We start from the raw sequence: 13355 nt of genomic DNA, 5'->3' as shown, positions 1-13355 counted from the left end.
TGCGAGAAACGGAACAGATTGACCCGGTTACGGAGGTGTGGAATGACGGCCAGGCCGATCCGCGTCGGAATCCTGGGGGCGAACCCGGACCGCGGCTGGGCCGCACGCGCGCACGTCCCCGCGATCCAGGCGTTGCCTGAGTTCGAGCTGGCCGCGGTGGCGACCACGCGCGAGGACAGCGCGCAGGCCGCGCGTGAGCGGTTCGGCGCACGGCACGCGTTCACGGATGTCCACAGTCTGGTCCGGCATCCCGACGTCGACCTCGTGGTGGTCACCGTGCAGGTCGCCACGCACGTCGATCTGGTCACCGCGGCGCTCGACGCGGGCAAACACGTGTACTGCGAATGGCCACTGACAACAACGGCCGACGAAGCCGCCGAGTTGGTAGCCGCGGCACAGGGAGTCCGTACCGCCGTGGGTCTACAGGCGCGGTACGCCCCAGCCGTCGGTACAGCGCGGGCGATGATCGCCGACGGCCGCATCGGGACCGTACAGTCTGCGACGGTCTACAGCGCCCGTAGCAAAGGCAACGCGCTCGACGTTCCGGCATGGACCGCGTACACGTACGACCAGCGCGGGGCCGCCGGCCTGGTCGAAGTCCTCGGTGGGCACACGATCGACCTTGTCCGGCACATCCTCGGACCGATCCGCGAGCTGTCCGCGCGAACCGCAGTCCGCGTCACGGACCATCGGGTCGCGGAAACCGGCGAGCCGATCGACGTCACCGCGCCCGACCACTTCGTCGCCACCGCCGAGCTGGAAAGCGGAGCACTGGTCTCCATCCATCTGCACGACAGCGAAGCGGCCATGCCCAGGACACGCATCGAGATCGCCGGCACCGAAGGAAATCTCGCGCTGATGTCAGTGCCGGAAGCGGACCCGTGGGCGGACCAGCTCCAGATCGGCCGAATCCGTCTGCACGAATCCCGGCCAGGCACCCGGGAATGGCTCCCCGTCCAGCTGGCCGACGACAACGGACTCCCGATCAGCGCGGCCAATGTCGCCCGCCTGTACCAAAGCTTCGCGGCCGATCTGCGGGACGGAACAGCCGTCACTCCTGATTTCCAGGCCGCTCGCGAGGTGCACGAACTTCTGGCCACGGCAACACAGTTCTGTGGGACAATGGGGAGTCCGTGAAAGGCGGTCTGTTCCTGTCTCGATTGATCGGCTGAGGCTCTCGCCTCCTGGTCGGCCGTAGAGGTACAGACGCCTTCTTCGCCGTGCGAAGGAGATCGGCGTATGTACGCTGTCCAAGCCAAGCTGAGCAAGCGGGAACGGGAAGTGCTGCGAATGGTCGCGTCGGACAAGACCGACCGGGAGATCGGCCGCCTGCTGGGAATCCGGGAGCGAACCGTGCGCGCGCACGTCAGCCGGATCATTCTCAAGCTGGGTGTCACCTCGCGGGTGGGCGCGGCCGTGGTGTTCGTCGAATCGCGGACGCGCCGGCCTTGTCAATGCGGCGGTTCCAGCATGGCGGAACCGCCAATAGTGCCGCCCAGCGCCGACATGTCAGGCTTTACCAGGACCGAATGACCGGTCCGGGGGGTCGGCTCTGTGGTGGGGGGACAGAGCCGGCCCCGACTTCTTGAGCCATGATGGGGTGGTGGAGTCCACTCGTGTGGACCGCTGGTTGTGGGCGGTCCGGCTGACCAAGACCCGGTCGGACGCCGCGGCGGCGTGCCGGGGCGGGCATGTGCGCGTCAACGACCGGCCGGCCAAACCCGCGACCACGGTGTCACCCGGCGACGAGGTACGCGCCCGCGTCGGCCCGACCACCCGGATCGTGGAGGTGGTCCGGGTGATCGAGAAACGGGTCGGCGCGCCGGACGCGGCCACGTGTTTCATCGACCGGACACCCCCGCCACCACCGGTCGCGCTGCTGCCCGTCGCCCGCCGCGACCGGGGCGCCGGGCGCCCCACCAAACGCGAGCGCCGGGTCCTGGACAAATTCCGTCAGTCCTGATCAAGCTCCCGGGCCCGGTCGAGCAGGGCGCGGCGTTCGGACTCGACGTCGATGAGGTTGGCCGCCTGGCGGAACAAGGCAGCCGCGTGCACGGGGTTGCCGTTGCGCGCAGTCAGGTCGGCCTGGGCGGCGATGGCCAGCGGATATGAGTCGAGCGCGCCACCGGCCATGGCTTGGTCGAGCAGCGCGAGGCCGGCGACCGGGCCGTGCGCGTAGCCGTGCGCGACGGCCCGGTTCAGGGCGATCACCGGGGTGGGTTGGAGCCGGGCCAGGTCGTCGTACCAGCGGGCGATGGCCGGCCAGTCCGTGGCGGCGGCGTCCGGGGCCGTGGCGTGGCAGGCCGCGATCCGGGCTTGCAGCGAGTACGGACCGCCGCGCGCCTTGGCCAACACAGTAAGGCCCTCGGCGATGGCGCCGTGGTCCCAGCGGCTCCGGTCCTGCTTGTCGAGAACGAGCAGGTTGCCGTCGGCGTCCCGACGAGCGGCCCGTCGGGAGTGCTGCAGCAGGCACAACGCCAGCAGGCCGTACACCTCCGGTTCGGGCAGCAACTCCACGAGCAGCCGGGCCAGCCGGATGGCCTCGTCGGCGAACGCGGGCTCGCCGTCCGCGTCGTAGCCGCGGGTGAACAGCAGGTACAGCACGCCGAGCACGCCCGGCAGCCGTTCCTCCAACGCCGGGCCGCTGGGTACCGCGTACGGGATGCCGGCGTTGGTGATCTTGGTCTTCGCCCTGGTCAGCCGGCGGGTCATGGTCGACTCGCTGACCAGGAACGCCCGCGCGATGTCGCCGGTCGGCACGCCGCAGATGGTGCGCAGGGTCAACGCGACGCGTGCCTCCAACGCCAGCGCGGGGTGACAGCACGTGAAAATGAGCCGGAGCCGGTCGTCCACGACCTCCACCTCCTCCATCGGCTCGGGATCCGGGAGTGACGCCAGCTCCCGCAGCTTGCGGCGCTCGACGGACGCCCTGCGCAGGACGTCCGTCGCCCGGTTGCGGGCCACTGTCATCAGCCAGCCGCCGGGGTTGGCCGGTACGCCGTCGACCGGCCAACGCTCCACCGCGAGCGTCAACGCCTCCTGGGCGCAGTCCTCGGCCAGCGTCCAGTCACCGGTGATCCGGATCAGGGCGGCGACGATCCGGGCCCGGGAGTCCGCGACCGCCGCCGCGACGGCCGCGCTCGGGTCAGCCATTCCAACCGATCGGCCGCAGCTCCAGCCGCCCGTTGCGGGCCATCGGGTGGGCGCGGGCGACCTCGATGGCCTCGTCCAGGTCGACGCATTCGAGGATGTCGTAGCCGATGATCACCTCTTTGGTCTCGGCGAACGGGCCGTCGCTGAGCAGCAGTTCGCCGTGGCGCACACGCACAGTCGTGGCCTCGGACGTGGGATGGAGCGCGTCGCCGTCGAGCCGACGGCCCTTGGTGTCGTTCTCCGTCACCCAGACCTCGATGTCGGTGTTGGGGCTGGTGTCGGTGTCCGGCTCGCTGTCGCTGCAGACGAACATCATGTACTTCATGGTCGGGCTCCTTCGAGGTCGTTGGTCATCAGGATGACGAACGGCCCCCGCCCGTCCGGACAGCCCCGACGGAAAAGTTTTCGAGATGTCCGAGCGCCTCGTCGACTGATCCCGCCGGGTCGGTGATCGGGAACTGGACGGCCCGGATCACCCGGTCCGGGTCGACGACCAGGGTGAGCCGCTTGAGCCGGTCGGCTCCGCCGGCGCGGAACGTGGGCAGCCGGAGCGCGGCGGTGAGCGTGACGTCCTGGTCGGACAGCAGGGGGAACGGCAGGCCGGCGTGCTCGGCGAATGCCAGCAGCTGGTCCGGCCGCTGCGTGCTCAGGCCGTGCACGGCGGCGCCGAGCTGGGCGAACGCCGGGTACCGGGTCTTGTACGTGGTCGCTTCCAAGGTGCAGCCGGCCGCGCCGGGGATGTCGGTCCAGCCAGGCGGGAGCGGTGTGCCGCCCGGGGCGAACGCGCCGGGGAACGCGTACAGCACCGTCCACGACGTGGCCACCGGGTCGGTCGGGCCGTGGGTGGAGCCCAGGGTGAGGTCCGGGATCCGCTTGCCCACCAGGTCGTGGACCCGCCTGGCCTCCGCTGACGTCGGCGTGCTCGTGGCGGTCAGTGACCCGTCTCCGGCGACGTACCTCGTGCCCCAGTCCTGCAGCGCGATCAGCACGGGCAGCAGGCCGCGTCCGGCGTCGGTGAGGTGGTATTCCGAGCGCGGCGGGTGCTGCGAGTAGGTCACTTTCTCCAGGACGTCATGGTCCACCAGCGTCTTGAGGCGTTCGGCGAGGGTGCGGCGGCTGAGGCCGAGCTCGTGCTGGAGCGCGTCGAAGCGGGTGATGCCGCCGGCGACGTCCCGGACGATGAGCAGCGTCCACCAGTCGCCGACGACCGCGAGGGACTGGGCGATCGCGCAGTTCGCGTCGGCCAGCTCGGTGTACTTCATTGCCCGCTCCGCACCCCGTCACTATAGTGCGTTTAAATTATAAACTGACTGGGGAGAGTCCATGTTCTGGCGCTACTGGTCGGCCATGGCCATCAGCCGGACGGGCACAGCGGTCACCGCCGTGGCCATGCCGCTGGTCGCGGTGAGCACGTTGCACGCGTCCGCGTTCGAAGTCAGCCTGCTCACGGCCGCCACCTACCTCGCGTGGGCCGTGCTCAGCCTGCCCGCCGGGGTGATCGTGGCCCGGCTGCCGTTACGCACCACGCAGGTGGCCATGGATGTCGTACGGGCCGCGGTGATCGCGTCCATTCCGCTGGCCTGGTGGTTCGACCGGTTGACCATCGCCCACCTGGTCGTGGCCGCGTTGCTGGTCAGCCTCGCCAACGTCCTGTTCGACGTCGGCACGGCCACGTTCCTGCCCACGATCGTGGAACGCGAGGAACTCACCGCGCGCAACAGCCTGGTGTCCGCGACCGAGTCGACCACCCAACTGGGTGGGCCTAGTCTCGGTGGGGTCGTCGTCCAGGTCCTGGGCGCCGTGCCGACTCTCCTCGTGGACGCGGTGAGCTTCGTGGCGTCCGCGGTGCTGTTGAGAGGCCTGCCCGCCGGGGCGCCGGCGCCCATGGGGAAGCGGCCGGGCATGGCCGAGCAGATCCGAGCGGGCTGGCAGTTCGTCACCCGGCATCCAGTGATGCGACCGTGCATGTTCGGCGCCACGGCCGTCAACTTCGCGAACGGCGCCCTGATGGCGTTGATCCCGGTGTTCCTGGTGCGTGACCTGCTCGCGTCGCCCGCGCTCGTGGGTGTGCTGATCGCGGCGGACGGCGTCGGCAGCCTGCTCGGGGCGACGTTCGCACCACGGCTGATCGCCCGGATGGGGAGCGCGCGGGCAGTCATGGTGGCCACAGTCGGCGCGTCCGTGATGGTGTTGCTGATGCCGGTCGGCTCAGGCGCGTGGGGGATGGTCGCGTTCGCCGTCGCCAACATCGGTTTCGGCATCGGCGTCGTGGTTTTCAGCATCGCGGCCCGTACGCACCGACAGGTGGCCAGCCCGCCGGAACTGCTGTCCCGGGTGATGGCGACCGTGAAGTTCGTGTCGTGGGGCGCGATCCCGTTCGGCGCGCTGTTGGGCGGCGTGCTCGCCACCGTCATGGGCACCCGTGGCGCGCTGTGGGTCGCGTGTCTGTTGGTGCCCGTCGCGCCGACGGTGTTGTGGTTCAGCCCGGTGAGGCAGATCCGTGACTTGGCTGACTCACCGGGCCGAATATCGGTCAGATAATGCCGCGAGCGTGGAACGCGGCGGTCACAGTCGCCGCGTCTGTTGCCCCGAATAGCTTCTGCGCGGTGTTCACAGTGGCCCGCGCGGCCGCAGCCATCGAGGTGCTCGGGCTGTACGAGAACTGCGACTCCAGCACGAGCTTGACCGACTTGTCCCGGCCGAACGCACGGAAGATGTCGAACAGCGCGCGAGACCAGATCTGGCCGTCGTCGTGCACTTCACCGTCGCGGTCGGCGTACGTGAGGTTGGTGTCCGTGCGCCGGATGCAGTGCGGGGTCCCGGTCGTGTACGAAGTGGAGTCCCAGTCCATCAGGCACGCCCACGGGGTGGTCGCGCTGTCCGGCTGGACCACGGACGACATCTGCATCGCCCACCAGTCGCCGAAGCCCTCGCCGATCGAGCCGGCCTCGGTGCTCGACCCGAAGCCCGGCACCTGCGCGTCCTGGATGGCGTGGCCGTACTCGTGCCAGATCACCTCGGAGTCCTCGGCGTCGTCCACACCGCCGGTGCCGAACGTGATCTGGTCGACGCTCGGGTCGTAGAACGAGTTGTCGTCGGTCAGCCCGGTCGTCTTCAGCTTCTGCGCCTCGCTGTTGACGTTGGTGAAACCGAGGCTGTGGATGTACTTCTGCGTCTCGGTGACGCTGTAGTACGCCATCACCGGCTCGAAGAACTTGTTGTGCCGGGTGAAGTTGAACGTGTTCGTCGACGACTGCGGCTGCTGGCTGCTCGAGTTGGTGATCTTGGCGTACTTGCCGCTGAGGCGGCCGGAGCCGTCCAGGTCGGTCAGGGTCACCGACTTGTAGGCCGAGGCGGGCACGGCGGAGTCCGCGTCGTTCTGGTCGGTCAACGACTCGTTCTGCAGCGACGCCACCGGGTTCGGCGAGAACACCTTGCCGGTGCCGTTCACTTCCTTCACCATGTTCTCGCTCTTCAGCACCGCGCCCGAACCGGCGTCCACAATGGTCCGGACCGTGCCCTTGCCCGAGTCGCTCAACACGGTGTACACGAGCTTCGCTTGTGTACCAGGCAACACGGCGACGTCGTTGGCGTATGCCGGCGCGTGGGTCGACTCACCCGCGGACGCCTCGGCCTTGGCCGCCGGCACATTCGGCGTGGCGGACACCGTGAGACCCGAGACGGTCTGGCGGCCGTCGTCGACGGTCACCTGCCCGGTCGCTTTGTCGACGTGCTTGGCGTAGTAGCTGTCGAGCACCTTGTGCCCGGCGTACGTCTGCACGTACCAGTAGTGGGTGGCGAGCAGCGAATCGTGGACGGCCACGAGTTGCAGCCCCTCTTGGGCGGGGGCTGCCTGTGCTGTCGCCCCTAGCAGGGGTGCCATGAGCGTGACGGCTGCCGTCACCATGGCGAGGCGACGCATGGGCATGTTCGTCTCTCCTGGAGCCCGGGTCCGGCTCGGCCGCCGGACCGTGCGCTTTCCGACGCTAAACACGAAATGTTTCCGTCAGGAGGGCCGAATCGGGTAAGAATTTCCCTGTTGCCAGATTTCGATCACGATCGAGGGGGAGTTTTGCTGGAACTCGACTTGGCGGTCCCCACCCGGGATGGCACTGCGTTGCGTGGCGTGCACTACCGGCCTGTGGCGGCGAGCGCCCCGGTCGTGCTGACGTTGACTCCGTACGGCGCGGACGGTTTCCACAAGTACGCTCCGACCTTCGCGTCACGCGGGTTCCACTTCGTCAGCCTGGACGCGCGCGGACGCGGGGACTCCGACGGCGAATACATGCCGTTCCGGCATGACGGAGCCGACGGCCATGACGCAGTGGAATGGCTCGCGCGTCAGCCGTGGTGTAACGGCGACGTGGTCACGTTCGGCGGGTCGTACTGCGGCTTCGTCCAGTGGGCGATCGCGGCCACGCGGCCGCCGTCGCTGCGCGCCATCTCGCCGACCGCGTCGGTGTATCCAGGCGTGGACTTTCCCTTGTTCGGCAACTCCTCTTCGTACTACGTCCCGCGTTGGCTGGCCTATGTCAGCGGGCGCAGGTCGAACCAGCGGCTGTTCGAGGACGAGAAGTTCTGGCGGGGCGCGGTCCAGGAGCTGTTCGACCAGGAGAAGCCGTTCCGGGACTTCGACCTGGTGGCTGTGGGCCGTCGGTTCCCGGCGTTCCAGGAATGGCTCGACCACCCCGAGTTGGCCGACTACTGGGACAACTTCGCCCCGCGCGACTACCGGGACATCGACGTGCCGGTGCTCACCATCACCGGCCAGTACGACGACGACCAACCGGGCGCCCTGACGTACTACGACAAACACCTCGCCGCGTCAGCCAGCCGGCATGACCTGGTGATCGGCCCGTGGGATCACGGCGCCACCCGCTCGTCCGCCCGAGAGTTCGGCGGGTTGTCGTTCGCCGAGTCCAGCGTGGTCGACCTGACCGCGTTGCAGGCCGACTGGTACGACTGGGTGCTCGGCCGCGGCGAGCGCCCGGAGTTCCTGGCCGACAAGGTGGTCTACTTCCACAGGGGCGCCGACGAGTGGCGGTCGGCCGCGGAGTTTCCTCGTTCGTCCACCGACATCGACCTGAAGCCGAGCGACCGCACCGAACTGTTCCTCGACCCCCGGGTGGTGGCCGAGACCCCGGACGACGACGCGATGTTCGTCGCGGACACGTTGCCCGGCTTGGCTTTCCTCAGCGACCCGCTGCCGGTGACGGACATCACGGGTCGGCCAAGGGTACGTCTGACCCTGTCGTCGAAGCTGCCGGACTTCGACCTGCTCGGCCAGGTGTACCTGCTGCGCGGCACCGGCCCGGCGGTGCTGCTCGGCGAGGTCCCGTTCCTGGCGCGCTACCGGGAGTCGTTGCGCCGCGCCGAACCATGGCCGTCCGATGTGGACGTCCCGGTCGAGCTGGCCGCGTTCCCGTTCATCTCGCTGCGGACCGAGCCGGACGACCGGATCGCCGTGGTGGTCCGCCAGCCGCACCGGCTGTGGCAGGTGAACTACCAGACCGGTGGCGACCGGGCGGACGAGTCCCCACGGGACGCGGTCGCCGGCACGGTTCGGGTTGTCGGCGTACCGGAATTGGCGTTGCCGCGGTTCTAGTGGTTGCGACCGGAGGTTCGTTGGGGGTATTCGGCGGATCCAGGTTTCCGCTGGGCGTGCCGGACGAAGGGCTTGTACCGGGTTGTACCAGTGCCTTTGGCCGGTGCGGCCAGCGGGAAGCTGGGCCGTCGAGACCCCCGACGAACTTCCGGTCGTGACCACTAGTGTCAGATGTCCAGCTTGAGACCGGGCGCGCCGAACTCGGCCTCGATGATCTTGTCGAAGATCGGGAAGGCGGAGTCGTTGGCGACGTGGGCGGCGACGGTGTGCCTGCCGTCGGGAGTGCCCATGGCCAAGGTGTTGGTTCCCGCGCTCGCGCCGGCCACGCCGCGCAGCTGCTGGCCATCGGCCAGCGTCAGCTCGAAGACGCCCAGCCCGTAGCGGGTGTTGGCCAGCCAGTGGGCGCCCTTGGTGGACACGGTGCTCCACATCTCCCGGTGTTGGGCCTCCGGGAGCAGACTGCCGGTGATGATCGCGTCGACGAACACGATCAGCTCGTCCAGCGGCGCCACGACGTTGGCCGCCCCCCAACCCCACGACGTGTTGACCTCGGTGGTGTCCATGGGCGCGAGGTTCGGGTCCTCCAGCATGCTCGGCCAGTTGTCCGGTGTGACGTCCTCGGGACGGGCGCCTTCCTTGAGGAAGACCTTCGAGTACAGCCGGGGGTAGCGGCCCCGGTATCCGGTTTCCTCGCGGCCCCGAGCGAAGGTGTTCGGCAGGCCGAGCGGCTGGACGACCGCGCGGTCCACTTCGGACTCGAAGGTGTTGCCGGTGACCTTCTCGACGATCGCCGCGGCGAACGCGAAACCGCCGTTGGAGTACCAGAACCCCTCGCCCGGCTGGTGCACCGGTGGTTCCGAGATGGCGACCTTCAGCACGTCCTCGGCCGGCCACACGTCGAAGCGGTGCTTGGCGAACGCGGAGCGGATGTTGTAGCGGCGCTGTAGTTCCATGGCCATGCCGGTGGCGAAGAGGCCGCTGGTGTTGGACAGCAACTGCCGGATGGTGACCTTGGTGCCGTCATAGCCGTTCTCGGCCATCGCACCCGGCAGCCACTTCGCCACGGTGTCGTCGATGCTCAGCCGTCCCTCGGCTGCCAGGCGCAGCACGGTGGCGGCGGTGTACGCCTTGGAGGCGCTGGCGATGTGCAGTTGCTCGCCCGGCACCCGCCGGGCGCCGGTCGTGGCGTCGGCCGGCCCGGCTGAGCCGAACCACGTGCCGTTGTCGTCCTGGATCTGAACGGCGACGCTGGGGGCGCCCCCGCCCGTCACCGCCCAGTCCAGGACCTCGCGGACCTTCTCGCGGCCAGCGCTTTCGAAGCCTGTCATGTCGATTCCCTCCCAGATCGGTTGGTTCGACACAACGGTGCGCGTCGGCGATGACAGCCGTCTTATCCGGCGCTTACACCGGACCGGTCGGCGTATCAGGCCTGGTCGCGCAGGACGTTCAAGCGGGCGAGCGCGTCCGGCCGCGACAGCCGCGCGCCCGCCCGGTACGCCTGGTCGTAGTCGTGCTGCCCAAGCCGTCGGGCGAGCTCGACAGTCAACTCCCGCAGCTCCGGGTCGCCGTTGTCGAAGGCGCCGCGAATGGCCTCGCTCATGCCGAGCGCGGTCGCCGCACCGGACAGGTCGGCTTCCAGGAAAAGCAGCCGGGCCAGTTGCTGCGCGGCCGGAGCAGGTTCGCCACCTGCCATGGCCGCGGTGATCGCGGCGGGCAGCAGGGCGCGGGCTCGCGCGATGTCCGCGTTCGTCAGCAGGAACGCCATCCTGGTCGGTGCCAGCCAGTCGTCCTGGGCCGAAGTCCGGACCTGATCAGCCAGCTCCGCCAGCCGATCGAGGGCCCGTTCCGCCTGGTCGGAGTCGCCGCGGCGGCGGTGGAGCTCGGCCCACCCCCGCTGTACCTCGATCTCCATATACCACAGCCCACGGGCCCGCGTCAGCTGCTCGGCAGCGTCGACATCGCGGCTGGCACCGTCCAGGTCGCCGGCGCGCATCCGCACGGTGGCCAGCGCCAGCAGATACGACACCTCGTCCTGTGAGCCGGAGCCGGCGGCCAGCGCGAGGCCGCGTTTCACGGCCGTGATCGCCGCGTCGTGATCGCCCCGGACGGAATGGACCTCGGCCATGACCGCCAGCGCGACCGCCGTCCACAGTCGATCCCCGGTCTCGGTGAACTCGCGAGCCGCCCGCTCCCTGGCGGAAACCATGCCCGCCCAGTCGCCGCGATCCCCGGCGATGCGGCCCTCCAGCACCGACATGCAGGCGACGGCCCACGCGTCCGAACCGTTCCGCACACTGGCCATCTCGGCTTCGACCAGGTCGTCCAGACCCATCTGGTGCGCGATGGGCAGCGTCACCATGAGCAGCAGCGGATACCGCCGCAGCGCGCCGGTATCCGAACACTCGGCGATCAGGTCACGCACCCGCCGCGGATCGTTGGTCGGACCGTTGTCACCGATCAGGGCGTCGATCGCGGCGAAGGCGGCCCGGGCGTCACCAGGAAGCGAATCGCCCAACGTGAGCGCCTCGGCGACGAACGACTCCGTCCGGGCGTCGTAGCGCAGCGCGTACCAGTACCAGTGCAGCAGACCAAGCAGCTGTACCGCGGCAGCCGCGTTCCGGCTGTCGAGCGCCAGCCGCAGCGCGAACACCAGGTTGTCGTACTCGGCCGCGAGCACGATCAGCGACGAAGGCTGATCGTGGCTTCGCACCAGCGGCTCGTGCTCGGCGGCCAGCGCGGCGAAGTAGCGGGTGAACCGGTCGCGGACCGTCTCCCGCTCACCTGCCCGCGAAAGCTCATCGGTCATGAACGCACGAATGCTCTCCAGCATCCGGTAACCGTCCCCGCTCTGCTCCACGAGCGACTTGTCGACGAGTGAGCCGAGCACGTAGACGACGTCCCCGGGCACCAACAGGTGCCCGTCCGCGCAGACTGCCTCGATCGCGCCGACAGTGGTGGTGGCGGGAAAGATCGCCAGCCGCCGCGCCAGTGCCCGTTCCCGATCGGACAGCAGCTCCCAGCTCCACTCGATCACCGCACGCAGGGTGCGCTGCCGGGGCTGGGCCGCCCGGTTGCCCGTGGACAACAGGCGGAACCGGTCGTCAAGACGCTGGGCGACCTGGCCGATGCTCAGCGCCCGCAGGCGGGCCGCCGCCAGTTCCAGTGCGAGCGGCAGGCCGTCCAGCCGGCGCACCACCTCCACAGTGGGGCCGATCGTGGACTCGTCGAGGGTGAACCCGGGCTGGACGGTGACCGCGCGATCCAGGAACAGCCGTACCGCGGCCGACTCGGTCGCATCGATGATCTCCGGGCTCGCCGGCGGGACGTCAAGCGGGCCGAGCCGACACAGTGCCTCGCCGATGATCTCCAGTGACTCCCGGCTGGTGGCCAGGATGGTCAGCCGTGGCCGCGCCTCGAGCAGCAGCTGGGCGGCCCGCGCCACCTCGGCGACCACCTGTTCGCAGTTGTCCAGGATCAGCACGGCGTCGTCCCCGCCGAGCAGGCCGGCCACCCGGTCCAGCGGCTCGGCCGGGCCGGCGGTGGGTTGGCCGGCGCCCGCGCTGAGCGTCCCGAGGATCGCGGCGGCCACCCCTTGCGGACTCTCCACCCCGGCCAACGGGACCAGCCACAGTCGACCGGCGCCGTACGCCGGGTGGTGGGACGCCGCCTCCACGGCCAGCCGGGTCTTCCCGACGCCACCCGGACCGATCACGGTCACCATGCGGGCGGTCGCCATCAGCTCGGCCAGCAGCTTCAGCTCGTCGGCACGGCCGACGAACGACGTCAAGCGGGCCGGCAGCCGACCCGGCGCGGGCTCGGCCCGGACCACCGACCGGTCCAGTTCGCCGCGCAGCAGCGCCAGCTGGGTCCGTTGCAGCTCGGCGGAAGGGTCGACACCGAGCTCGTCAGCCAGCCTGTCCCGGACATCCGCGTAGGCGGCGAGCGCGTCCGACTGGCGGCCCGCCGCGGCAAGGGCCCGCATCCGCAACGCGGTCAAGCGTTCGCGTAGTGGATTGTCCGCGCACGCCACCTCCAGATCGGGCAGTACTTCGGTGTGCCGCCCCAGGTGCAGTTCCGCGTCAAAACGATCCTCTCGGGCCGCGGCCCGAAGCTCCTCCAGCCGCGCACCGGCCGACCCGGCATAGGGAGCCGCGAGCACATCTGCGAACGCGGTCCCGTGCCACAGCGCGAGCGCCTCCCCGAGCGTCGCCGCCGCCAGTTCGGGCTGACCCGCCACCAACTCACGCCTGCCCCGCGCGGCCAGCACCTCGAACCGGTGCGCGTCAAGGGAGTCGGCCGGGAGTACGAGCCGGTAACCCACGGGCAGCGACTCCACCACCCCGGCCGCCGGCAACGCCCGCCGCAGCCGATGCACCAGGGCGTGCAGCGTGTTCGTGGGCCCGGCTGGCGCTTCCGCTCCCCAGATGTCCTCGATCAACGCGTCGGAGGACACCGCCTGGCCCACGGACAGCGCCAGCCTGCCCAGCAACATGCGCAACCTGGCGCCCGCGACCTCGATCGGTTCGCCATCCTCGCCGACGATCCGCACCGGCCCCAGCACCTCTACGCGCATGCCCACAGGGCCTTCACCCATTGC

Annotated in this window: 11 protein-coding genes; 5 read left to right on the top strand and 6 right to left on the bottom strand. The window is 69.7% G+C overall.

Annotation, left to right across the window (positions count from 1 at the left end; all coding sequences use genetic code 11):
- Positions 1-42: 42 nt before the first annotated feature.
- The 3 genes from EV192_RS12995 (at position 43) to EV192_RS12985 (ending at position 1963) form a co-directional block, all read left to right on the top strand.
- On the top strand, positions 43-1137 hold the full coding sequence (locus EV192_RS12995) for a Gfo/Idh/MocA family protein (RefSeq protein ID WP_132114717.1): 1095 nt from the start codon (positions 43-45) through the stop codon (positions 1135-1137).
- Between the two features lie 102 nt (positions 1138-1239).
- Positions 1240-1533, top strand: coding sequence for a response regulator transcription factor (locus tag EV192_RS56795; RefSeq protein WP_132114715.1), 294 nt, complete (start codon positions 1240-1242; stop codon positions 1531-1533).
- Positions 1534-1603: 70 nt separating this feature from the next.
- Positions 1604-1963 carry an RNA-binding S4 domain-containing protein gene (locus EV192_RS12985; protein ID WP_207926004.1) on the top strand — a complete coding sequence of 120 codons (360 nt, stop codon included), beginning with the start codon at positions 1604-1606 and terminating at the stop codon, positions 1961-1963.
- Here the strand turns inward: EV192_RS12985 and EV192_RS12980 are convergent.
- From EV192_RS12980 to EV192_RS12970, 3 genes are read right to left on the bottom strand one after another with little or no spacing between them, the layout of a single operon-like run.
- Entirely contained in the window at positions 1954-3153 is a 1200-nt protein-coding gene (locus EV192_RS12980) for an RNA polymerase sigma factor (RefSeq protein ID WP_132114713.1), read from the bottom strand. The genes EV192_RS12985 and EV192_RS12980 overlap by 10 nt on opposite strands.
- Positions 3146-3478: a YciI family protein gene (locus EV192_RS12975; protein WP_132114711.1), complete on the bottom strand. Its 333-nt coding sequence runs from the start codon at positions 3476-3478 to the stop codon at positions 3146-3148. The genes EV192_RS12980 and EV192_RS12975 overlap by 8 nt, the downstream gene beginning before the upstream one ends.
- 28 nt (positions 3479-3506) lie before the next feature.
- Entirely contained in the window at positions 3507-4415 is a 909-nt protein-coding gene (locus EV192_RS12970; RefSeq protein WP_132114709.1) for a winged helix-turn-helix transcriptional regulator, read from the bottom strand.
- Between the two features lie 61 nt (positions 4416-4476).
- On the opposite strand from EV192_RS12970, the gene EV192_RS12965 reads away from it, so the two are divergent.
- On the top strand, positions 4477-5694 hold the full coding sequence (locus tag EV192_RS12965) for an MFS transporter (protein WP_132114707.1): 1218 nt from the start codon (positions 4477-4479) through the stop codon (positions 5692-5694).
- Here EV192_RS12965 and EV192_RS12960 read toward each other — a convergent pair.
- Complete coding sequence (locus EV192_RS12960; RefSeq protein WP_207926003.1) at positions 5687-7081, bottom strand: M36 family metallopeptidase; 1395 nt, start codon at positions 7079-7081, stop codon at positions 5687-5689. The two genes, EV192_RS12965 and EV192_RS12960, sit on opposite strands and share 8 nt — an antisense overlap.
- A gap of 144 nt (positions 7082-7225) precedes the next feature.
- Here EV192_RS12960 and EV192_RS12955 point away from each other — a divergent pair, with 144 nt between their 5' ends.
- Positions 7226-8758: a CocE/NonD family hydrolase gene (locus tag EV192_RS12955; RefSeq protein WP_165960358.1), complete on the top strand. Its 1533-nt coding sequence runs from the start codon at positions 7226-7228 to the stop codon at positions 8756-8758.
- 167 nt (positions 8759-8925) lie between these two features.
- On the opposite strand, the gene EV192_RS12950 is transcribed toward EV192_RS12955, so the two are convergent.
- Both EV192_RS12950 and EV192_RS12945 read right to left on the bottom strand, forming a co-directional pair.
- Positions 8926-10086, bottom strand: a complete 1161-nt coding sequence (locus EV192_RS12950; protein WP_132114703.1) for a serine hydrolase domain-containing protein — start codon at positions 10084-10086, stop codon at positions 8926-8928.
- A 95-nt stretch (positions 10087-10181) separates the two neighbouring features.
- Positions 10182-13331, bottom strand: a complete 3150-nt coding sequence (locus EV192_RS12945; protein ID WP_132114701.1) for an AfsR/SARP family transcriptional regulator — start codon at positions 13329-13331, stop codon at positions 10182-10184.
- Positions 13332-13355 lie beyond the last annotated feature (24 nt).

It is taken from the genome of Actinocrispum wychmicini, assembly GCF_004345645.1.
Taxonomy (GTDB): Bacteria; Actinomycetota; Actinomycetes; order Mycobacteriales; family Pseudonocardiaceae; genus Kibdelosporangium; species Kibdelosporangium wychmicini.
The sequence above is the reverse complement of the archived record's forward strand: the minus strand, read 5'-3'. Positions and strand labels throughout refer to the sequence as shown.

What these genes read in the sequence shown, in the direction of transcription:
- EV192_RS12995 (WP_132114717.1), top strand. Translation starts at nt 43, where the DNA reads ATGACGGCCAGGCCGATCCGCGTCGGAATCCTGGGGGCGAACCCGGAC.
- EV192_RS12975 (WP_132114711.1), bottom strand. Translation starts at nt 3,478, where the DNA reads ATGAAGTACATGATGTTCGTCTGCAGCGACAGCGAGCCGGACACCGAC.
- EV192_RS12965 (WP_132114707.1), top strand. Translation starts at nt 4,477, where the DNA reads ATGTTCTGGCGCTACTGGTCGGCCATGGCCATCAGCCGGACGGGCACA.
- EV192_RS12945 (WP_132114701.1), bottom strand. Translation starts at nt 13,331, where the DNA reads ATGCGCGTAGAGGTGCTGGGGCCGGTGCGGATCGTCGGCGAGGATGGC.
- EV192_RS12960 (WP_207926003.1), bottom strand. Translation starts at nt 7,081, where the DNA reads ATGCCCATGCGTCGCCTCGCCATGGTGACGGCAGCCGTCACGCTCATG.
- EV192_RS12950 (WP_132114703.1), bottom strand. Translation starts at nt 10,086, where the DNA reads ATGACAGGCTTCGAAAGCGCTGGCCGCGAGAAGGTCCGCGAGGTCCTG.
- EV192_RS12970 (WP_132114709.1), bottom strand. Translation starts at nt 4,415, where the DNA reads ATGAAGTACACCGAGCTGGCCGACGCGAACTGCGCGATCGCCCAGTCC.
- EV192_RS12980 (WP_132114713.1), bottom strand. Translation starts at nt 3,153, where the DNA reads ATGGCTGACCCGAGCGCGGCCGTCGCGGCGGCGGTCGCGGACTCCCGG.
- EV192_RS56795 (WP_132114715.1), top strand. Translation starts at nt 1,240, where the DNA reads ATGTACGCTGTCCAAGCCAAGCTGAGCAAGCGGGAACGGGAAGTGCTG.